At 59.8% G+C, this 21734-nt stretch carries 16 protein-coding genes; 15 read left to right on the plus strand and 1 reads right to left on the minus strand.

The genetic code is table 11. The features are described 5' to 3' along the window. Nucleotides 1-51 precede the first annotated feature (51 nt). The 15 genes from bamA to ispD all read left to right on the plus strand — a co-directional run bounded on the left by bamA (nucleotide 52) and on the right by ispD (nucleotide 18680). Nucleotides 52-2439 (plus strand): outer membrane protein assembly factor BamA, encoded by a 2388-nt coding sequence (gene bamA / locus HX811_RS30220; RefSeq protein WP_003219316.1) that lies wholly within the window; start codon nucleotides 52-54, stop codon nucleotides 2437-2439. Nucleotides 2440-2484: 45 nt separating this feature from the next. Beyond that, complete coding sequence (locus HX811_RS30225; protein WP_003219314.1) at nucleotides 2485-2988, plus strand: OmpH family outer membrane protein; 504 nt, start codon at nucleotides 2485-2487, stop codon at nucleotides 2986-2988. A 3-nt stretch (nucleotides 2989-2991) separates the two neighbouring features. Beyond that, the gene (lpxD, locus tag HX811_RS30230; RefSeq protein WP_102368229.1) at nucleotides 2992-4047 is read left to right on the plus strand and encodes a UDP-3-O-(3-hydroxymyristoyl)glucosamine N-acyltransferase; all 1056 of its coding nucleotides are present in this window, start codon (nucleotides 2992-2994) and stop codon (nucleotides 4045-4047) included. Between the two features lie 110 nt (nucleotides 4048-4157). Then, on the plus strand, nucleotides 4158-4598 hold the full coding sequence (gene fabZ, locus HX811_RS30235) for a 3-hydroxyacyl-ACP dehydratase FabZ (protein WP_003219309.1): 441 nt from the start codon (nucleotides 4158-4160) through the stop codon (nucleotides 4596-4598). After that, nucleotides 4595-5371 carry an acyl-ACP--UDP-N-acetylglucosamine O-acyltransferase gene (lpxA, locus tag HX811_RS30240; protein ID WP_003219308.1) on the plus strand — a complete coding sequence of 259 codons (777 nt, stop codon included), beginning with the start codon at nucleotides 4595-4597 and terminating at the stop codon, nucleotides 5369-5371. The genes fabZ and lpxA overlap by 4 nt, the downstream gene beginning before the upstream one ends. Before the next feature lie 2 nt (nucleotides 5372-5373). Continuing rightward, the gene (lpxB, locus tag HX811_RS30245) at nucleotides 5374-6513 is read left to right on the plus strand and encodes a lipid-A-disaccharide synthase (RefSeq protein ID WP_087694922.1); all 1140 of its coding nucleotides are present in this window, start codon (nucleotides 5374-5376) and stop codon (nucleotides 6511-6513) included. Further along, on the plus strand, nucleotides 6510-7142 hold the full coding sequence (gene rnhB / locus HX811_RS30250; protein ID WP_177008895.1) for a ribonuclease HII: 633 nt from the start codon (nucleotides 6510-6512) through the stop codon (nucleotides 7140-7142). Before lpxB ends, rnhB begins: the two co-directional genes overlap by 4 nt. Nucleotides 7143-7217: 75 nt before the next feature. Continuing rightward, on the plus strand, nucleotides 7218-10739 hold the full coding sequence (dnaE, locus tag HX811_RS30255) for a DNA polymerase III subunit alpha (RefSeq protein WP_177036980.1): 3522 nt from the start codon (nucleotides 7218-7220) through the stop codon (nucleotides 10737-10739). Between the two features lie 139 nt (nucleotides 10740-10878). After that, on the plus strand, nucleotides 10879-11826 hold the full coding sequence (locus HX811_RS30260) for an acetyl-CoA carboxylase carboxyltransferase subunit alpha (RefSeq protein WP_003219302.1): 948 nt from the start codon (nucleotides 10879-10881) through the stop codon (nucleotides 11824-11826). Nucleotides 11827-12001: 175 nt separating this feature from the next. Further along, nucleotides 12002-13321, plus strand: coding sequence for a tRNA lysidine(34) synthetase TilS (gene tilS / locus HX811_RS30265; protein ID WP_177048618.1), 1320 nt, complete (start codon nucleotides 12002-12004; stop codon nucleotides 13319-13321). 273 nt (nucleotides 13322-13594) lie between these two features. Then, entirely contained in the window at nucleotides 13595-15226 is a 1632-nt protein-coding gene (locus tag HX811_RS30270; protein ID WP_003219298.1) for a CTP synthase, read from the plus strand. A 5-nt stretch (nucleotides 15227-15231) separates the two neighbouring features. Then, on the plus strand, nucleotides 15232-16077 hold the full coding sequence (gene kdsA, locus HX811_RS30275) for a 3-deoxy-8-phosphooctulonate synthase (protein WP_003219295.1): 846 nt from the start codon (nucleotides 15232-15234) through the stop codon (nucleotides 16075-16077). Between the two features lie 156 nt (nucleotides 16078-16233). After that, on the plus strand, nucleotides 16234-17523 hold the full coding sequence (gene eno / locus HX811_RS30280; RefSeq protein WP_003219294.1) for a phosphopyruvate hydratase: 1290 nt from the start codon (nucleotides 16234-16236) through the stop codon (nucleotides 17521-17523). A 171-nt stretch (nucleotides 17524-17694) separates the two neighbouring features. Next, the gene (ftsB, locus tag HX811_RS30285) at nucleotides 17695-17973 is read left to right on the plus strand and encodes a cell division protein FtsB (protein ID WP_003219292.1); all 279 of its coding nucleotides are present in this window, start codon (nucleotides 17695-17697) and stop codon (nucleotides 17971-17973) included. Next, on the plus strand, nucleotides 17970-18680 hold the full coding sequence (gene ispD, locus HX811_RS30290; protein WP_177048620.1) for a 2-C-methyl-D-erythritol 4-phosphate cytidylyltransferase: 711 nt from the start codon (nucleotides 17970-17972) through the stop codon (nucleotides 18678-18680). The genes ftsB and ispD overlap by 4 nt, the downstream gene beginning before the upstream one ends. Nucleotides 18681-18683: 3 nt before the next feature. On the opposite strand, the gene HX811_RS30295 is transcribed toward ispD, so the two are convergent. Further along, on the minus strand, nucleotides 18684-21722 hold the full coding sequence (locus HX811_RS30295) for a dermonecrotic toxin domain-containing protein (RefSeq protein WP_177048622.1): 3039 nt from the start codon (nucleotides 21720-21722) through the stop codon (nucleotides 18684-18686). Between the last annotated feature and the right edge of the window lie 12 nt (nucleotides 21723-21734).

The following is a 21734-nucleotide window of genomic DNA, read 5'->3' on the forward strand; positions in this document are numbered from 1 at the left end:
CCGCATTTTGCGGCAGTTTGTTTATTGCCAGTTGGAATAAGAAAGGACTTCATGAAACGTCTGCTGCTAACTGCGGTTCTCACCGTATTGATGATCGCCGAAGTTCACGCCGAGTCCTTCACCATCTCCGATATTCGCGTCAACGGCCTCCAGCGGGTTTCCGCGGGTAGCGTCTTTGGTGCCTTGCCGTTGAACGTCGGGGAACAGGCTGATGACCGTCGCCTGGTGGAATCCACTCGTGCGCTGTTCAAAACCGGGTTCTTTCAAGATATCCAACTGGGTCGCGAAGGTAACGTCCTCGTCATCACTGTCGTCGAGCGACCTTCTGTCGCCAGTATCGAGATCGAAGGCAACAAGGCGATCTCCACTGAAGACTTGATGAAAGGCCTCAAGCAATCCGGCCTTGCCGAAGGCGAGATCTTCCAGCGTGCCACCCTCGAAGGCGTGCGTAACGAACTGCAACGCCAGTACGTTGCCCAGGGTCGTTACTCGGCTACCGTCGAGACCGAAGTGGTGCCGCAACCGCGTAACCGCGTCGGCCTGAAGGTCAACATCAACGAAGGCACCGTGGCGGCCATCCAGCACATCAACGTGGTGGGTAACACCAAGTTTGCTGATGACGACCTGATCGACCTGTTCGAACTCAAGACCACCAACTGGCTGTCGTTCTTCAAGAACGATGACAAGTATGCCCGTGAAAAACTCTCCGGTGACCTGGAGCGCCTGCGTTCCTACTACCTGGACCGCGGCTATATCAACATGGATATCGCTTCGACCCAGGTGTCCATCACCCCGGACAAGAAGCACGTCTATATCACTGTCAACGTCAACGAAGGCGAGAAGTACAAGGTTCGTGACGTCAAGCTCAGCGGCGACTTGAAAGTGCCTGAAGACCAGGTCAAGTCCCTGTTGCTGGTGCAGAAGGACCAGGTGTTCTCGCGCAAGCTGATGACCACCACCTCCGAGCTGATCACCCGTCGCCTGGGTAACGAAGGCTATACCTTCGCCAACGTCAACGGCGTACCGACCCCGCACGACGAAGACCACACCGTGGACATCACCTTCGTTGTAGACCCGGGCAAGCGTGCCTACGTGAACCGCATCAACTTCCGTGGCAACACCAAGTCTGCCGACGAAGTGCTGCGCCGCGAAATGCGTCAGATGGAAGGTGGCTGGGCGTCGACTTACCTGATCGACCAGTCCAAGGTTCGCCTCGAGCGCCTGGGCTTCTTTAAGGAAGTCAACGTTGAAACCCCGGCTGTACCGGGTGTGGATGACCAGGTTGACGTGAACTACGCCGTAGAAGAGCAAGCCTCCGGTTCGATTACCGCCAGTGTCGGTTTCGCCCAGAGTGCCGGCCTGATCCTCGGTGGTTCGATCACCCAGAACAACTTCCTCGGTACCGGTAACAAGGTTTCCATCGGCCTGACCCGAAGCGAATACCAGAGCCGCTATAACTTCGGTTATGTCGACCCCTACTGGACTGCTGACGGCGTGAGCCTGGGCTACAACGCCTTTTATCGCACAACCGACTACAAAGACCTCGACGTTGACGTTGCAAGCTATGCAATCGACAGCTTCGGTGTTGGTGCCAACATTGGTTACCCGATCAGTGAGACCTCGCGTCTGACCTTCGGCCTGACCGCGCAGCAGGACAAGATCAAGACCGGTGTGTACACCGTGGATGAGATCTTCAACTTCGTGCGTAAAGAAGGCGACCAGTTCCTGAACTTCAAGGCTTCGGCCGGCTGGTCGGAATCGACCCTGAACAAAGGCGTACTCGCGACCCGCGGCCACTCCCAGAGCCTGACCCTGGAAGCAACCACGCCGGGCAGCGACCTGTCGTTCTTCAAACTCGACTACCGTGGTCAGTTGTTCCAGCCTTTGAGCGAAAACTACACCATGCGCCTGCACACCGAGCTGGGTTATGGCGACGGTTACGGTTCGACCAGCGGCTTGCCGTTCTATGAGAACTACTATGCGGGTGGTTTCAACTCGGTACGTGGTTTCAAGGACAGCACCTTGGGCCCTCGTGGTACCCCAAGTCGTGGTGCGGATGTAACGGGTAACAAAGGTACCGTGGCTGACTCGGACAACGACCCGCTGCCATTCGGTGGTAACGTGCTGATCCAGGGTGGTGCGGAAATCCTGTTCCCGCTGCCATTCGTTAAAGATCAACGTTCCCTGCGTACTTCGGTCTTCTGGGATGTGGGTAACGTATTCGACTCCAAGTGCGAACAGGTCACCAACCCGAATGGCTCGAAGTCCAACACGCAGTGCAACGACGTGAGCTTCAGCAACCTGGCAAGCTCTGTCGGTGTCGGTGTGACCTGGGTTACCGCGCTTGGCCCATTGAGCTTTGCTCTGGCCATGCCGGTCAAGAAACCGGATAACGCTGAAACCCAGATTTTCCAATTCTCCCTCGGCCAGACGTTCTAAGCGTCTGACCCAAGATAACGACAACGGATTCTGTAGGAGTGCATCGTGCGTAAGTTGACTCAATTGGTTCTCCTGGCGACTGTCCTGGTAGCGACCCCGGCCTTTGCCGAAATGAAAATTGCCGTTCTGAACTATCAGATGGCGCTGCTGGAATCCGATGCGGCCAAGAAATATGCCGTAGATGCCGAGAAGAAATTCGGTCCTCAACTGACCAAGCTCAAGACGCTGGAAAGCAGCGCCAAGGGCATCCAGGATCGTCTGGTAGCCGGTGGCGACAAGATGCAGCAAGGCGAGCGCGAGCGTCTGGAGCTTGAATTCAAGCAAAAGGCCCGTGACTACCAGTTCCAGTCCAAGGAGCTGAACGAAGCCAAGGCAGTTGCCGACCGCGAAATGCTCAAGCAGTTGAAGCCGAAACTCGACAGCGCTGTGGAAGAAGTCATCAAGAAAGGTGCCTTTGACCTGGTATTCGAACGCGGTGCGGTCATCGACGTTAAACCTCAGTACGACATCACCCGTCAGGTGATCGAGCGCATGAATCAGCTGAAGTAAGCCATGACTGCGACTATCAAGCTCGGCCAATTGGCCGAGTTCCTGGGAGCCACCTTGCGTGGCTCCGCGGAGAAGGAAATCACTGGGCTAGCCACCTTGCAGGAGGCTGGCCCAGCTCAGTTGAGCTTCCTGGCAAACCCCCAATACCGTAAATACCTGGGCGAAAGCCGCGCCGCAGCCGTGCTGCTGAAGGCCGCTGACGCCGAAGGTTTTGCCGGGGACGCGCTGGTTGTTGCCGATCCGTACCTGGCGTACGCCCGGGTGTCGCACCTGTTCGATCCGAAACCCAAGGCCCCCGCCGGTATCCATCCGACGGCGGTGATCGCCGATGACGCTCAGGTTGACCCTGCCGCGAGCATCGGTGCTTTTGTGGTGATTGAAAGCGGTGCACGCATCGGGGCGGGTGTAACGCTGGGTGCCCAGTGTTTTATCGGCGCGCGCAGCGAGATTGGTGCCGGTGGCTGGCTGGCTCCGCGTGTGACCCTGTACCACGATGTGCGTATCGGTGAGCGTGTGGTGATTCAGTCCGGTGCCGTGATTGGCGGCGAGGGCTTCGGCTTCGCCAACTCGAAGGGTGTCTGGCACAAGATTGCCCAAGTGGGCGGCGTGTTGATTGGCGATGACGTTGAAATTGGCGTCAACACTGCCGTTGACCGCGGAGCCCTGGCCGATACCGTCATTGGTAACGGCGTGAAACTGGATAACCAGATTCAGATCGCCCACAACGTGCAGATTGGCGATCACACCGCCATGGCCGCCTGCGTGGGGATCTCCGGCAGCACCAGGATCGGCAAGCATTGCATGCTCGCCGGGGGTGTTGGCCTGGTGGGCCATATCGAAGTGTGCGACAACGTATTCATCACCGGCATGACCATGGTGACCCATTCGATTACCGAGCCTGGGTCCTACTCATCCGGTACGGCCATGCAGCCTGCGGCCGAATGGCGCAAGAGCGCGGCGCGTCTGAGGCAGCTCGACGATATCGCTCGGCGCCTGAAACATCTGGAAAAGCGTGTTGGGGACGTGACCCCTGGCGGTAATGCTTCATCAGATGGCTGATACCATTTCCATATCAAGTGTGCACAGCCGCTAGACTGCCTCCTTGATTTGCTAGAGGGGCGTGCCTTAGTCCGCATGCTCCCAATCTTTATTACAGGCTTCCCCCCGAAATGATGGACATCAACGAGATTCGCGAATACCTGCCTCACCGTTACCCGTTCCTGCTGGTGGACCGGGTCACGGACCTCAATGTTGAGGAAAAGCGCATTCGTGCCTACAAGAATGTCAGCATCAACGAACCGTTCTTCAACGGTCACTTCCCTGCGCATCCCATCATGCCAGGCGTATTGATCATCGAAGCGATGGCCCAGGCTGCCGGTATCCTTGGTTTCAAAATGCTCGACCTGAAGCCTGCCGATGGCACGCTCTACTATTTCGTGGGCTCTGACAAACTGCGCTTTCGCAACCCGGTAACTCCGGGTGACCAGTTGATCCTTGAAGCCAAGTTCATCAGCTGCAAGCGCCAGATCTGGAAGTTCGAATGCCAGGCCTCGGTCGACGGCAAGCCGGTGTGCTCGGCTGAAATCATCTGTGCGGAACGCAAACTATGAGTTTGATTGACCCTCGCGCAATCATCGATCCGACGGCCGTACTGGCCGCCGACGTTGAGGTCGGCCCTTGGTCGATCGTCGGCGCAGGTGTGGAAATCGGCGAGGGGACAGTCATCGGGCCGCATGTGATCCTCAAAGGCCCGACGAGGATTGGCAAACACAATCGTATCTATCAGTTCTCATCGATAGGCGAAGACACCCCGGACATGAAGTACAAGGGTGAAGAAACACGTCTGGTAATCGGTGATCACAACATCATCCGTGAAGGCGTGACCATTCACCGCGGTACTGTCCAGGACCGTGCCGAGACCACCCTGGGTGACCACAACCTGGTGATGGCTTATGCGCATATCGGTCATGACAGCGTAATCGGCAACCATTGCATCCTGGTCAACAACACTGCGTTGGCCGGCCATGTGCACGTTGACGATTGGGCGATCCTGTCCGGCTTTACCCTGGTGCATCAGTACTGCCATATCGGCGCCCACAGCTTTTCCGGCATGGGTACCGCCATCGGCAAGGACGTTCCGGCGTTCGTCACCGTGTTCGGCAACCCGGCCGAGGCCCGCAGCATGAACTTCGAAGGCATGCGCCGTCGGGGCTTCAGCGAAGACGCGATCCACGCCCTGCGCCGCGCCTACAAGGTGGTTTACCGCCAGGGGCTGACGGTCGACCAGGCCTTGATCGAACTGACGGAGCCAGCCGCATTGTTTCCGGAAGTCGCGATATTCCGTGACTCTATCCAGTCGTCGACTCGCGGCATCACCCGCTGATCATGGCCAGGCTGCGTATAGCGTTGGTGGCCGGAGAAGCTTCCGGCGATATTCTCGGTGCAGGCCTGATGCGGGCCCTCAAGCTCCAGCATCCGGCGGTTGAATTCATCGGTGTCGGCGGTCCGTTGATGCAGGCTGAAGGCCTGACGTCCTACTTCCCTATGGAACGCTTGTCGGTCATGGGGCTGGTGGAGGTGCTGGGCCGTTTGCGCGAGCTGCTGGCCCGTCGCAAAAAGCTGATCCAGACCCTGATCGAAGAAAAGCCCGACGTCTTTATCGGAATCGACGCGCCGGACTTCACCCTCAATATCGAACTCAAATTGCGTCAGGCCGGGATCAAGACCGTGCATTACGTCAGCCCGTCCGTGTGGGCGTGGCGGCAAAAGCGCGTGCTCAAGATTCGCGAAGGCTGCGACTTGATGCTGACCCTGCTGCCCTTCGAGGCCAGGTTCTACGAAGAGAAGGGCGTGCCGGTGCGGTTTGTCGGGCACACCCTGGCCGATACCATTCCTCTGCAGGCCGACCGTGCTGCCGCGCGTGCCGAACTGGGTTTGCCCGAAGGTCCGCTGGTGGCCTTGATGCCGGGGAGCCGTGGCGGCGAAGTCGGTCGTCTCGGCGCGCTGTTTTTTGATGCAGCCGAACGCCTGCAGGCGCTGAAGCCGGGTGTGCGCTTCGTATTGCCATGCGCCAGTCCTCAGCGCCGTGCACAAATTGAAGAATTGCTTGTAGGGCGCAACTTGCCGTTGACCCTGCTCGACGGGGGCTCGCACCTGGCACTGGCGGCGTGCGATGCGGTGCTGATCGCCTCCGGCACCGCGACCCTTGAGGCCTTGCTCTACAAGCGCCCAATGGTCGTTGCCTATCGCCTGGCGCCGCTGACCTACTGGATTCTCAAGCGTATGGTCAAAAGCCCCTACATCTCCCTGCCGAATTTGCTGGCCCAGCGTCTGTTGGTGCCCGAGTTGTTGCAGGACGATGCGACGCCTGAAGCCCTGGCGCAAACCCTTTTCCCGTTGATCGACGGTGGCGAAGAGCAGACCCGTGGTTTCGACGAAATCCACCGCACCTTGCGCCGTGATGCGTCGAACCAGGCGGCGGATGCCGTGCTGACGTTGATCGGTCATAAGCAGGAAGCCCTATGAAGACGCAAATGGGCCTGGATTTCAGCCTGGTCGCCGATGCCCTTGACCTGGTTGCCGGTGTTGACGAAGTCGGACGCGGCCCGCTGTGCGGCGCAGTCGTCACCGCCGCGGTGATTCTCGATCCAAACCGTCCGATCCTTGGCCTCAACGATTCGAAGAAACTCACCGAAGCCCGTCGCGAAAAACTCTACGACGAGATCTGCGAGAAAGCCCTGAGTTGGCACATCGCCCGGGCTGAGGTCGAAGAAATCGACGAACTGAACATCCTGCACGCCACCATGCTGGCCATGCAGCGCGCTATTGAAGGCCTGCACATCACGCCAAAAATGGCGATGATCGACGGCAACCGCTGCCCGAAGCTGACGATGCCGGCTGAAGCGGTGGTCAAGGGTGATAGCAAGGTGCCGGCGATTGCCGCTGCATCGATCCTGGCCAAGGTCAGCCGTGACCGTGAAATGGCGGCTTTCGAATTGATCTATCCCGGCTACGGGATTGGTGGCCATAAGGGTTACCCGACGCCCGTTCATCTGGAAGCTTTGGCTCGCCTGGGCCCGACCCCGATCCACCGCCGCTCGTTTGCCCCGGTTCGCCAGGCTTTCGAGGCTCGGGAAAGCCTGATCGAGGTTTAGCAGCAAGGCTGATGTTTTTGCCAAGGCCCGGTACAATCCGGGCCTTGTTGTCTCCACGTTTTGTACAGGATCACTATGCCGGCTTCATTCGTTCACCTGCGCCTGCACACTGAATACTCCCTGGTCGACGGCCTGGTACGGATCAAACCCCTGGTCAAAACCCTGGTGGGCATGAACATGCCTGCCGTGGCGGTGACCGACCAGAACAACATGTGCTCCCTGGTCAAGTTCTACAAGGCCGCCATGGGCGCCGGCATCAAGCCGATCTGCGGCGCCGACCTTTGGCTGTCGAACAAAGACCCGGATAACCCGCTGAGCCGCATCAGCCTGTTGGCGATGAACGGCGTGGGTTATCGCAATCTCACCGAACTGATTTCCCGTGGCTTCATCGATGGCCAGCGCAACGGCTCGATCATCATCGAGCGCGAGTGGGTGGCCGAAGCCAGCGAAGGGCTGATCATGCTCTCGGCGGCCAAAGAGGGTGAAATCGGTATCGCGCTGTTGGGCGGCAATCCTCATGAGGCTGAAGTGCTCGCCCGTGAGTGGATGGAGGTGTTCCCCAACCGTTTCTACCTGGAAATCCAGCGCACCAACCGCCCCAACGATGAAGAGCAGTTGCATGCCGCTGTGGCCCTGGCTGAAAAGCTTGGCGCGCCGCTGGTCGCGACCAACGATGTACGCTTTATCAAGAAGGAAGACTTCGAGGCCCACGAAACCCGCGTATGCATCGGCGAAGGCCGGGCGCTGGACGATCCGCGCCGCTCGAAGAACTACAGCGAGGAGCAGTACCTCAAAAGCGCCGATGAAATGGCCGAGCTGTTCAGTGACCTGCCCGAGGCCCTGGAAAACTCCGTCGAAATTGCCAAGCGCTGCAATATTGAAGTGAAGCTGGGCAAGCACTTCCTGCCCAACTTCCCGATTCCCGATGGCATGACCATCGACGAGTATTTCCGCAAGGTGTCCTTCGACGGCCTCGAAGAACGCCTGAGCGTCCTGTTGCCCAAGGACACCACGCAAGATTACGAGGCCAAGCGCCAGGTCTACGTCGACCGGCTGAATTTCGAGCTGGATATCATTATCCAGATGGGGTTCCCCGGTTACTTCCTGATCGTAATGGACTTTATCCAGTGGGCCAAAAGCAACGGCGTGCCGGTGGGACCTGGCCGTGGATCGGGTGCCGGGTCGCTGGTGGCCTATGTGCAGAAGATCACCGACCTCGACCCGCTGGAATACGACCTGCTGTTCGAACGTTTCCTTAACCCGGAACGGGTATCGATGCCCGACTTCGACGTCGACTTCTGCATGGATGGTCGCGACCGGGTTATTGAATACGTGGCCGAGAAATACGGCCGCAACGCGGTAAGCCAGATCATCACCTTCGGTTCCATGGCGGCGAAAGCGGTAATTCGCGACGTGGCCCGGGTACAGGGCAAGTCCTACGGCCTGGCTGACCGCCTGTCGAAGATGATTCCGTTCGAAGTCGGCATGACCCTGGAAAAAGCCTACGAGCAGGAAGAAATCCTGCGGGACTTCATCAAGGTCGATGAAGAAGCGGCTGAAATCTGGGACATGGCGCGCAAGCTCGAAGGCGTGGTGCGTAACGTCGGTAAACACGCCGGTGGTGTAGTAATCGCGCCTACCAAGCTGACCGACTTTTCGCCGATCTATTGCGACGAAGAAGGCGACGGCCTGGTAACCCAGTTCGACAAGGATGACGTGGAGGCGGCCGGCCTGGTGAAGTTCGACTTCCTCGGCCTGCGTACCCTGACGATCATCGACTGGGCGCTGAAGACCATCAACCGCGACCGCGCCAAGGTCAATGAGCCACCGCTGGATATCGCGTTTATCCCGCTGGATGACAAGCCGACCTACAGCCTGCTGCAAAAAGCCGAAACCACGGCCGTGTTCCAGCTTGAATCCCGCGGCATGAAAGAGCTGATCAAAAAGCTCAAGCCCGACTGCCTGGAAGACTTGATCGCACTGGTGGCCCTGTTCCGTCCGGGCCCGTTGCAGTCAGGCATGGTGGATGACTTCATCAACCGTAAGCACGGGCGTGCCGAGCTGGCTTACCCGCACTCCGACTACCAGTACGAAGGTCTCAAGCCGGTACTGGCACCGACCTACGGCATCATCCTGTATCAAGAACAGGTGATGCAGATTGCCCAGGTCATGGCCGGCTATACCCTCGGCGGCGCGGACATGCTGCGTCGAGCCATGGGTAAGAAAAAGCCCGAGGAAATGGCCAAGCAGCGCGGTGGCTTCATTGAAGGTTGCGCCACCAACAACATCGATGCCGACCTGGCCGGTAACATCTTCGACCTGGTGGAAAAGTTCGCCGGTTACGGCTTCAACAAATCCCACTCTGCCGCCTATGGCCTGGTGTCTTACCAGACTGCGTGGCTGAAGGCTCACTACCCGGCGCCGTTCATGGCGGCGGTACTGTCTGCGGATATGCACAACACCGACAAGGTCGTGACCTTGATCGAGGAAGTGCGCACCATGAAGCTGCGCCTCGACGCGCCGGACGTGAACACTTCCGAGTTCAAGTTCACGGTGAACGACGAAGGCCGCATCATCTATGGCCTCGGCGCGATCAAGGGCGTGGGCGAAGGCCCGGTGGAGGCGATTACCGAAGCGCGTCAGGACGGGCCGTTCAAGGACCTGTTCGATTTCTGCGCCCGGGTCGACCTCAAGCGCATCAACAAACGTACTCTGGATGGCTTGATCCGCAGCGGCGCCCTGGATCGCCTGGGCCCGTACTTCCATGATGAGCCGAAGGCGTACCAGGCCAATATCGACCGCAACCGCGCGGTATTGCTGACCGCCATGGAAGAAGCGATCAAGGCCGCCGAGCAGACCGCACGCACCCACGACAGCGGCCACGCCGACCTGTTTGGCGGGCTGTTCGTCGAAGAAGATGCCGACGTCTACGCCAACCATCGCAAGGCCAAGGACCTGACCCTCAAGGAGCGCCTCAAGGGTGAGAAAGACACCCTGGGCCTGTACCTCACCGGTCACCCGATTGACGAATATGAAGGTGAAATCCGGCGTTTCGCCCGCCAGCGCATCATCGACCTGAAGCCGGCGCGGGATACCCAAACCGTCGCAGGCATGATCATCGCGCTGCGGGTGATGAAGAATAAAAAGGGCGACAAGATGGGCTTCATCACCCTCGACGACCGCTCGGGCCGGATCGAAGCCTCGCTGTTTGCCGATGCATTCCATTCCGCCCAGTCGCTGTTGCAGACCGACGCGATGGTGGTGGTGGAAGGGGAGGTCAGCAACGACGACTTCTCCGGCGGCCTGCGCCTGCGGATCAAGCGCGTGATGAGCATGGAAGATGCTCGCACCAACCTGGCCGAAAGCCTGCGCCTGAAGGTCAAGACCGATGCGCTCAAAGGCGATCAGCTACGCTGGTTGGGTGACTTGCTTAAACGCCACCGTGGCGCCTGCCCGGTGACCATGGAGTACACCGGCAACGACGCCAAGGCGATGTTGCAGTTTGGCGAGACGTGGCGAATTGACCCCGCCGATGGCTTGATTCAAGCATTGCGTGACCAGTTCGGGCGTGACAACGTCTTCCTCCAATACCGTTGACGGTCAGGCAGTACGAAGATCGCCTGATCTCGACCGAACATTTAATCTCGACCTAACCGCGCCTCTCCCTTAAGGTAGGGCGCGAATAGACAACCGGCTGGCCAGGCACTCCTTGGCCGTCGACCCAAGACGGACGCTTATGAACCCGAATTTTCTTGATTTCGAACAGCCGATCGCTGACCTGCAAGCCAAGATCGAAGAGCTGCGCCTGGTCGGCAATGACAATTCGCTGAATATCGGCGATGAAATCGCTCGCCTGCAAGACAAGAGCAGCACGCTTACCGAAGACATCTTCGGCAAGCTGACCAGCTGGCAGATCGCGCGCCTGGCCCGCCACCCGCGCCGTCCGTACACCCTGGACTACATCGACCATATCTTTACCGAGTTCGATGAGCTGCACGGCGACCGTCACTTCTCCGACGATGCCGCCATCGTGGGCGGTATCGCTCGCCTGGACGACCAGCCAGTGATGGTCATCGGTCACCAGAAAGGCCGTGAAGTGCGCGAGAAAGTCCGCCGCAACTTCGGCATGCCGCGCCCTGAAGGCTACCGCAAGGCGTGTCGTCTGATGGAAATGGCCGAGCGCTTCAAGATGCCGATCCTGACCTTCATCGACACCCCGGGCGCCTACCCGGGTATCGACGCTGAAGAGCGCAACCAGAGCGAAGCGATTGCCTGGAACCTGCGGGTAATGGCGCGACTGAAGACGCCAATCATCGCTACCGTGATCGGCGAAGGCGGTTCCGGCGGCGCATTGGCGATTGGCGTCTGCGACCAGCTGAACATGCTGCAATATTCCACCTACGCGGTGATCTCGCCGGAAGGTTGCGCCTCGATCCTGTGGAAAACCGCCGAGAAGGCACCGGATGCCGCGGAAGCCATGGGTATCACTGCCGATCGCCTGAAAGGCCTGGGTATCGTGGACAAGGTGATCGCCGAGCCATTGGGCGGCGCCCACCGTGACCCGGCTGCCGCTGCCGCGACCATTCGTGCCGAACTCAGCTCGCAGTTGGCGATGCTCAAGAAGTTCGACAACGAGGCGCTGCTGGCCCGTCGTTACGAGCGCCTGATGAGCTACGGTCTCTAAGCCGACGCGTTACTAAATGTGGGAGCGGGCTTGTGTGGGAGCTGGCTTGCCTGCGATAGCATCAACTCGGTGCACTAGATAAACCGAGTTGCCTGCATCGCGGGCAAGCCCGGCTCCCACATTTGTTTTGTGTATGCTTGGCTATCGTGTTCCAGTTTTGCGGCGGTACTTTGCGATGAAACCAACTCTGCCCGCCAAGCTCCTGCAAATCCTCGCCCCCTGGCGCAACGCCCCGGCCTGGCATATCGCCTTCTCCGGCGGCCTCGACTCCACCGTCCTGCTGCACCTCCTGGCCACGCTGGCCAAAATCGACAAGCTCCCGCCACTCAGCGCTATCCATGTTCATCATGGGCTGCAAGCTGCGGCGGATGCGTGGCCGGCCCATTGTCAGTCCGTGTGCGACGCCTTGGGCGTGCCTCTGCGGGTGATCCGCGTGCAAGTGCAACAAGGTGCAAGCCTGGAGCGCGCGGCCCGTGACGCGCGGTATCAGGCGTTTGCCGAGGTCACCGGGGCAGGGGAGTTGCTGGTCACGGGCCAGCACCGTGACGATCAGGCAGAAACCTTACTGTTTCGGCTGTTGCGTGGGGCTGGCGTGCGTGGCCTGGCGGCAATGCCCGCGCAGCGCCCTTTGGCAGGTGGCTATCTGGTGCGACCCTTGCTGGATGTGTCTCGCGCCGAGCTTGAAGCCTACGCCCGTGAACATCAATTGACCTGGATCGAAGACCCGTCGAACGCTGATCCGCGTTTCTCCCGCAATTACCTGCGCCACCATGTTTTCCCACGCCTGACTGAACGTTGGCCCCAAGCCGTCAGCACCATGGCCCGCAGCGCCGAACATCTGAGCGAAGCCCACGGCTTGCTCGACGAACTGGCGCAGATGGACCTGCTGGCCGCCAGCCAGCACCCGGTGTTTCCCTGGCTGGCATTGCCTTCGCTGACCCTTGAACCGCTTGCCGCGCTCTCCGATGCCCGCCAGCGCAACGCACTTAGGCACTGGCTGACACCGCTGACACGCTTGCCCGACAGCGACCACTGGACCGGCTGGGCGACCTTGCGCGACGCCAAACACGATGCACAGCCACTGTGGCGCCTGGCCGACGGTCAATTGCACCGTTGTGGTGGACTTATCTGGTGGTTACCTGCCAGTTGGTCGGAATTTTTTGACGCGTCGGTGAGCTGGCTGCACCCGCAAAACCCACTACAGTTACCCGGTAACGGCCAAGTGCGCTTCAGCGGCAGTGCACCCGAAGGCCCCCTGAGCATCCGTTATCGCCAGGGCGGTGAAATCATGGAATTGCCAGGCCGGGGCCGGCGCGACCTGAAGCGCTTGCTTAACGAAAGTGCGGTGCCAGGCTTCATCCGTGGCAGATTGCCGCTGCTGTATCAGGGCCAGCAATTGCTGGCTGCGGCCAACCTGCCGGGGCTTGCGGCGGGTGGCGGTACCGGCTGGCAATTACATTGGATGCCACCAACCTGCGATCAAGGTTTGAGCTGATAGAGCCTTTCCGGTAGACTACGCTCCCTTCTTGATACAACTTCTGTGGATTCGCCTGAATCGCAGCAGTTGCCGATTACCAAGCAGTCTTTGCTGGGCGATTCCAAAAAATGTGTAGCGATCAACGTACCGGTGTTTCATTGCTGGTCTGTCACAACGCGGCGGTTTTTTTGAAAGGTGCACTGTGATTAATGCAGGTGATCGGGGGCTTCGGCCTTCCTTCGCTTTCCCCGGCGGCTCGGACCGCTTTAACGCAGACTTCTAGGGTTTTTCATGACGCGCTACATATTCGTCACGGGCGGTGTTGTTTCTTCATTGGGGAAAGGCATTGCCTCCGCTTCATTGGCGGCCATCCTGGAGGCGCGGGGACTTAAGGTCACCATGCTCAAGCTGGACCCGTACATCAACGTTGACCCGGGCACCATGAGCCCGTTCCAGCACGGTGAAGTGTTCGTCACCCACGACGGCGCCGAGACCGACCTGGACCTGGGCCACTACGAGCGGTTCATCCGCACGACCATGACCCAGAACAACAACTTCACCACCGGCCGTGTCTACGAGCACGTGCTGCGCAAGGAGCGCCGTGGTGACTACCTGGGTGCAACCATCCAGGTGATCCCGCACATCACCGACGAAATCAAGCGCCGCATCATCAAGGGTGCAGGCGATGCCGATGTGGCAATGGTCGAGATCGGTGGCACCGTGGGTGACATCGAATCCCAGCCGTTCCTCGAAGCCATCCGCCAGTTGCGTTTCGAAGTCGGCGCCAAGCGCGCGATGCTGATGCACCTGACGCTGGTGCCATACATCGCCACCGCCGGCGAAACCAAAACCAAGCCTACCCAGCACTCGGTCAAGGAACTGCGTTCCATCGGCCTGCAGCCGGACGTGCTGGTGTGCCGCTCCGACCACGCGATCGACATCGCATCCCGTCGCAAGATCGCCCAGTTCACCAACGTTGAAGAACGTGCGGTAATCGCCCTGGAAGACGCCGACACCATCTACAAGATCCCGGGCATCCTGCATTCCCAGGGCCTGGATGATTTTGTCGTCGAGCGCTTCGGCCTGCAGTGTGGTGGCGCCGATCTGTCCGAATGGGAAGCCGTGGTCGACGCCAAGCTCAACCCTGAGCATGAAGTCACCATCGCCATGGTCGGCAAGTACATGGAGCTGCTGGACGCCTACAAGTCGCTGATCGAAGCGATGAGCCACGCGGGCATCAGCAACCGTACCAAGGTCAACCTGCGCTACATCGACTCCGAAGACATCGAGAACCAGGGCACCGCGTTGCTGGAAGGCGTTGACGCCATCCTGGTTCCGGGCGGCTTCGGTCTGCGTGGCGTGGAAGGCAAGATCACTGCCGTCCAGTACGCTCGTGAGAACAAGGTGCCGTACCTGGGTATCTGCCTGGGCATGCAAGTGGCGGTCATCGAGTTCGCCCGTAACGTGATGGGCTGGAAAGACGCCAACTCCACCGAGTTCGATCGCACCAGCGGCCACCCGGTAGTGGGCCTGATCACCGAGTGGGAAGATGCCACTGGCGCCGTCGAAACCCGTACCGAAGCCTCCGACCTGGGCGGCACCATGCGCCTCGGCGCGCAGGATTGCCTGCTGGAGCCGGGGTCCCTGGTTCACGATTGCTACGGCAAGGACGTGATTGTCGAGCGTCACCGTCACCGCTACGAAGTGAACAACAACCTGCTGCCTAAAATCATGGAAGCCGGCCTGAAAATCTCCGGTCGTTCCGGTGATGGCGCGCTGGTTGAAGTGGTTGAAGCACCGGATCATCCATGGTTCGTGGCTTGCCAGTTCCACCCGGAGTTCACCTCGACCCCGCGCGACGGCCACCCGTTGTTCAGCGGCTTCGTTAAAGCAGCACTGACGCAACATCAGAAGAAGGCGTAAACCTGATGGCCCAGAAGATCATTCGCGTAGGCGACATCGAGATTGCCAACGACAAGCCCATGGTGCTGTTCGGCGGCATGAACGTGCTGGAAAGCCGCGACATGGCGATGCAGGTCTGTGAAGAGTACGTGAAGGTGACCGAGAAACTCGGTATCCCCTACGTATTCAAGGCCAGCTTCGACAAGGCCAACCGTTCGTCCGTGACCTCCTACCGCGGCCCGGGCCTTGAAGAAGGCATGCGGATCTTCCAGGACATCAAGCAAGCCTTCGGCGTGCCGATCATCACCGACGTCCACGAGCCTGAGCAGGCTGCCGTGGTTGCCGAGGTGTGCGACATCATCCAGTTGCCGGCCTTCCTGTCGCGCCAGACCGACCTCGTGGTCGCGATGGCCAAGACCGGCGCTGTGATCAATATCAAGAAAGCCCAGTTCCTCGCGCCTCAGGAAATGAAACATATCCTGAACAAGTGCGTGGAAGCGGGTAACGACCAGTTGATCCTCTGCGAGCGTGGTTCGAGCTTCGGCTACAACAACCTCGTGGTGGACATGCTCGGTTTCGGCATCATGAAACAGTTCGAATACCCAGTGTTCTTCGACGTGACCCACGCGCTGCAAATGCCCGGTGGTCGCGCCGATTCCGCTGGCGGGCGCCGTGCCCAGGTACTGGACCTGGCCAAGGCCGGCATCAGCCAGTCCCTGGCAGGTTTGTTCCTGGAAGCCCACCCGGACCCGGACAACGCCAAGTGCGACGGCCCATGCGCCCTGCGCCTGGACAAGCTGGAGCCATTCCTGGCCCAGTTGAAGCAGTTGGACGACCTGGTCAAGAGTTTTCCGACGGTAGAGACCGCGTAAGCGCCATTTCTCCGGTAGACTTTCCCTCGCTTTACGCTCAGGCCCGCAGGCCTGAGCCTTGTCGCCTGCAAGCCTGCCCGTTGTTCCACCCTTGCGGTCGGTCAAAAGATTTCCTTCAGCTGCGTCGTTTTCGTCAACTTTGGAGTGTTTACAACAATGGCAAAAATCGTCGACATCAAAGGTCGTGAAGTTCTCGACTCCCGTGGCAACCCTACCGTCGAAGCCGACGTGCTTCTCGATAACGGCATCATCGGCAGCGCCTGCGCGCCGTCCGGTGCTTCCACAGGTTCCCGCGAAGCACTGGAACTGCGTGATGGCGACAAGAGCCGTTACCTGGGCAAGGGTGTGCTCAAGGCGGTGGCCAACATCAATGGCCCGATCCGCGACCTGCTGCTGGGCAAGGATCCACTTGACCAGAAAGCCCTCGATCACGCGATGATCAAGCTCGACGGTACCGAAAACAAAGGCAGCCTGGGCGCCAACGCCATCCTCGCCGTGTCCCTGGCCGCTGCCAAGGCCGCTGCACAGGACCAGGACCTGCCGCTGTACGCCCACATCGCCAACCTGAACGGCACTCCGGGTGTCTACTCGATGCCGGTTCCGATGATGAACATCATCAACGGTGGCGAGCACGCTGATAACAACGTCGACATCCAGGAATTCATGGTGCAGCCGGTTGGCGCCAAGACCTTCTCCGAAGGCCTGCGCATGGGCACCGAGATTTTCCATCACCTCAAGGCTGTGCTGAAGGCCCGTGGCCTGAGCACTGCAGTGGGTGACGAAGGTGGTTTCGCGCCGAACCTGGCGTCCAACGAAGACGCACTGAAAGTGATCTCCGAAGCCGTGGCCAACGCTGGCTACAAGCTGGGCACCGACGTGACCCTGGCCCTGGACTGCGCGGCCAGCGAATTCTACGAAGACGGCAAGTACAACCTGTCCGGCGAAGGCCACGTGTTCACCTCGGAAGGTTTTGCTGACTACCTCAAGGGCCTGACCGAGCGCTACCCGATCATCTCGATCGAAGACGGCCTGGACGAGTCCGACTGGGCTGGCTGGAAAGTGTTGACCGACAAGATCGGCGAGAAGATCCAACTGGTGGGCGACGACCTGTTCGTGACCAACACCAAGATCCTGAAAGAAGGCATCGACAAGAAGATCGCCAACTCGATCCTGATCAAGTTCAACCAGATCGGCACCCTGACCGAAACCCTGGAAGCCATCCAGATGGCCAAGGCTGCGGGCTACACCGCTGTGATCTCCCACCGCTCCGGCGAAACCGAAGATTCGACCATTGCCGACCTGGCCGTGGGCACTTCGGCTGGGCAGATCAAGACCGGTTCCCTGTGCCGTTCCGATCGCGTTTCCAAGTACAACCAATTGCTGCGTATCGAAGAGCAACTGGGCGGCAAAGCCAAGTACAACGGTCGCAGCGAGTTTCGCGGCTGATTGTTAAATGGTAAAAGGTCAGCGGATTACGTCGGAAAAATCACGGCAGCGTGAATTTCGGCGCTAATCTCATGACTAACAAGCACAAGCCTGGTTTTTCCAGGCTTCGTGCTATCAGTTGCTGCAAAAGTTTTGCATGGCTGTCTTTTTTCACTGGATACCCGATATTCGATGCGCAGTCCCAATTGGTTGTTCCTCGTCTTGCTCTTGCTGCTGGCTGGCCTGCAGTACCGCCTTTGGGTGGGGAATGGCAGCTTGGCGCAGGTCACCGAACTGACCCAGCAAATTGCCGCACAGCACGCCGAAAACGAGGTGTTGCTGGAGCGCAATCGCGTGCTCGATGCCGAAGTACTTGAATTGAAAAAAGGCATGGAGACCGTTGAAGAGCGGGCTCGCCATGAGTTGGGCATGGTCAAGGAGGGCGAAACCCTCTACCAGTTGGCCCAATGAGCATTTCGTCACCGGCCTTCTGGGCCGTGATTCCTGCCGCGGGCGTGGGTGCCCGTATGGCCGCGGACCGTCCCAAGCAGTACTTGCAACTGGGTGGGCGCACTATTCTCGAACACAGCCTTGGCTGTTTCCTCGATCATCCGGGCCTCAAGGGGCTGGTGGTCAGCGTTGCGATGGATGACCCTTACTGGCCGACCCTGGCTTGCGCCGCCGACCCACGCATTGTGCGCGTTGACGGCGGCGAAGAGCGCTCGGGTTCGGTGCTCAATGCCTTGCTTTACCTGCACGGCCAGGGCGCGAGCGATGACGATTGGGTGCTGGTGCATGACGCCGCCCGGCCGAACCTCAGCCGCGATGACCTGGACAAGTTGCTCTTTGAACTGGCCGACGACAGCGTGGGTGGGCTGCTGGCCGTGCCGGCGCGGGACACCCTCAAGCGCGCCGACAAGCACGGGCGCGTGTTGGAAACGGTTGATCGCACGCCGATCTGGCAGGCCTACACCCCGCAGATGTTCCACCTTGGCGCGCTGCACCGGGCCTTGGCCGACAGCCTGGTCTCGGACGTGGTCATCACCGACGAAGCCTCGGCCATGGAATGGGCCGGGCATGCGCCTCGCCTGATCGAAGGCCGTTCCGACAACCTCAAGGTCACCCGCCCGGAAGACCTTGAATGGCTGCGCCAGCGTCGGGCTTTCCAGGCTTCCTGACGCTCACACCGTCATCTGTTCAACCCCGGCCGGGGTCTTGAACTCATCCACCAGCGCCTGAATGCTGTCGAACGGTTTGCCGTCCACGGCCCAACCGGGCGCGCTGATTGCGTATCGGCTGCCCTGTTGATCGATCCTGAAATGGCGTACGTCGCCTCGCCGTGAACGGTAGTGAAGATGTGCCGGTGTCGTGACGGTTGCCGGTGTCAGCATGAACTGGCCTGGCTTGGTCAGCAGCGTCTGTGGCGTCCTGGCCTGGGGCTGGGAGGGGGCGGGCGTCGGTTGCGCCGGGCGTTGCAAGCTGGCGCGGTCCACCCGCAGGACCAGGTTGGCCTTGACCGTTCCCTCACCCTTGCCGATGCCCAGGCTGGCGGTGCGTCCCGTGTCCACTTCGACGCCGAGGTGCCCGCCAGCCGCTGCATCCTCGATCCGCAGGCCGATGCTGCCGGTGAGTTCGGCGATCCCCGGAATCCCTTTATAGGTATTGGTATGGCTGTCACCCACCAGTGCGACCCATTTTCCCGGGCGCGACTTGGTGGTCTGGATCCATTGAATCACCTCGGTGGCGTAGTAGTTCATCATGCGCTGGCGCAAGTTGTCGGCGGTATCGGGCAGGTCGCGCAGCATGTAGCTGACAGTGCAGTCGATCGGCTGGATTTTGATCCCGGCGTCACGGGCTGCGGTGACGATGTTGACGAACGAGTAGTGCCGGTCGCGCAACGGCGGGTAGATGTTGTTGAGGAAGCCCTTGAGTTCCTCGGGCATCACCGCGCTTCGGGTACGGTAGAACGCCTTGAGCAAGGGCATGTGTACATCCGTCAGCAGATGCTCGAAATAGAGGCGTTTGACCCCCTCGCTGGCCAACAGCGGCATGTTGTTGATCAGGAACGCCTTGCTCGACAGGGCTCCATGGCTTTCGCCGATCACCAGGCCGTCGCTGGCGTGCAGCAGTTTTTGAATGATGGTCGGCTGCGATTCATTCAGGCTGAGCCTTGGAAGCACCGGCCGCATCGGTGAAAACGACAAGTTGGCAAAGAATATCGTGGCATCTTCAGACAGCTTGGTTCTTTTCTCGAAAAACAACTTGCGGGTGTCTTTCACCGGCTGGGCACCGCTGCCCACGGGTTCAAGGTTTTCCGAAAACGAACTGATGTCGGTGAGCATCTCCGAAACGGTCTCGCGTGCGGGGGGTGGCATCTCGTAGGCACTGTAGAACGTCGAGTGTTGCGGGCCGCCGAACAGCGTGTAGACCCTTTGCCAGGCATTGCGAAATGCGCCTCCGCCGGCCAGCCCGGCCGTGCGCCACTTCAGGTCGGCGCTCTGGATGGCATACAGGCCGGTGGATTGCAGGGTGTTTGGCGCGTTGGGAGCCATTACGAACAGTTCGAAGAAGCCTGATTCATTGGGGGTCTTGTAGGTCAGGTACAGGTCGCCGTGAATCCGGATGGTCTGCAGGCCGCCGGGAGTCATCCGTGGGCTCAGGGTGCGCGTCTCGGTGTTGGCCGCCATGGAGGTTTCGTTGATGGCGCTGACGCTGATCCGGCCCGCATCCTGGCGTACTGCCGGCCCCAGGGTGGAGCGCAGGCTTTCGAGTCCCTTGAGCCCCTTGGCCACGCCATGGGCGACCACCGGCAGCGCGTTAAGGGCGCCGAATACAATGCGCTCCTTCGCGTGGGGTTTGCCGCGCAGCAGGTCGTCGGCACCCACCACCATTTCAGTCGCGCCGGAGGTCAGGAAGCAAAATTCCGCCAGTAGCGCGTTGCCCATGGCCAGTGCCACGGGAACCGCCAGAATGCAGGCTTTTTCCAGGGCATCCAGGGTGTCGGCCTTGAGCGTATCCAGGGGCGAAATAAAGCTTCGCGCCGCTACTTTTGCAAGGCGTACCCTGATCTGCCGGGCGATGAACTCAAACGGGTTACTGCCCAGTGCCGGATACATCGGGTTATTGATGTACTGCTCGGGATCCCAGTAGTTATCGGCCCGCAGGCTGTTGAACAAACCCGGGGAGGTTGCCGGCTTCGGAAACACCGCCATCCCCACCAGTGCCTCCTCCACGCCGCTGTAGATCAGGCCGGAGTCGATGGCGTCCTCGTCGAAGTGTTGGGTCAGCGCCTTGCGTTGAGTGGCGTCCCTTGCCGTTTCCACCAGCCAACTGCGCATGTCTGCCGGGTTATTGAACCCATGGAAGGGCGAGGAGTTGCCCGGGATATAGAGCAGGGTCACCTGGCTTTGGTTATCGGTGATGGTCAGGATGTCGGTGGATTCGCTGTTGTGAACGCGCAATAGCCGCAGGGACAGGTTTGGGTCGAGGCGATAGGGCTCCTGGAAATCCTCCAGGGTGAGGTTGTCGTGGTTCTTGTCGATGCCGATTCCCGCCGCCCGTGCCGCCAGCTGTCTCTCTGCCACGGTCAGGGTGAACTCATGGAACTGTTCCAGATAGGCTTTGGTGAACGCGATGCGCATCAGGGTGTTGTAGTTTTCCCGGTGGTTGTTCCAGAACTTGCCGATCGCCTCGTCGTAGGTTTGTTCGAAATGGCTTGAGTTAACGATGTGCCTGAAGGTTTTTGGTGAAATCTGCAGCTGCGTGCTCGGGTCGTAAACCTGGGGCTGGCTTTGCAGATACAGCGCCTCATAACGCCTTGGCGGGATCCAGCCCGAGACGATGAACTCTTCGTTGAACATTGCCGGAATCCGGTTATCCATCAAGCGCGGCAGCTCGCTGACAATATTGAAATAAGGTGCAGTGGTGGAAAACCCGGTGGTATTGAGCATGCCGCCCGGGGGCTGGGGCGCATTGCAGACCATGGCCTCGGTCAGCGACATCGACTGGATCACCACGGCGGTGAAGGCCGCATTGGGGTTGTCGGTGTTGTATTCGAGGGTGGCGAGGAGGGTGGTATCCGGGTCGAACTCGACCTGGCTGAGGGGCTGTACCCGCTCGCGGATCAACTGGGCGGCGATTTGCGAAGGTACGGGAAAATCTGCCAGGACCTTGCGAACGAAATGACTGATGCGCTGGAGTTGCGGGCCGTTGGTTATCATGGGGGTGCCTGG

It is taken from the genome of Pseudomonas sp. F8002 (genome assembly GCF_013385495.1).
In the GTDB taxonomy this organism is placed as follows: Bacteria; Pseudomonadota; Gammaproteobacteria; order Pseudomonadales; family Pseudomonadaceae; genus Aquipseudomonas.